At 67.7% G+C, this 235-nt stretch carries 1 protein-coding gene; it reads right to left on the bottom strand.

Annotated features, from left to right (window positions below):
- The coding region (locus tag ACSNOK_RS36260) for an extracellular solute-binding protein (protein ID WP_436784898.1) at positions 1 to 235 on the bottom strand (235 nt) is incomplete at both ends.

Below are 235 nucleotides of genomic sequence, written 5' to 3'. Positions count from 1 at the left end.
CGGCAGGTCCGCCTTGTCGAACATGTCCTTGCGGTACCACAGCACGCCCTGGTTGGCGGAGGTCGGGACGGTGAACATCTCGTCCTTCTCGCCGCCGGCGGCCTTGACGCTCTCGACCATGCCGTTGACCAGCTTGCCCTTCAGCGGGCTGTCCTCGATCCGGTCGGTGACCGGGTCCAGGGCCCCCTGGGCGACCATGTTGGCGAGGTAGGCGGTGCTGACCATGCCCACGTCC

This window comes from Streptomyces sp. URMC 126 (assembly GCF_051386555.1).
In the GTDB taxonomy this organism is placed as follows: Bacteria; Actinomycetota; Actinomycetes; order Streptomycetales; family Streptomycetaceae; genus Streptomyces.
Note: the sequence above shows the minus strand (reverse complement) of the source record. Positions and strands in the feature narration are given on the sequence as shown.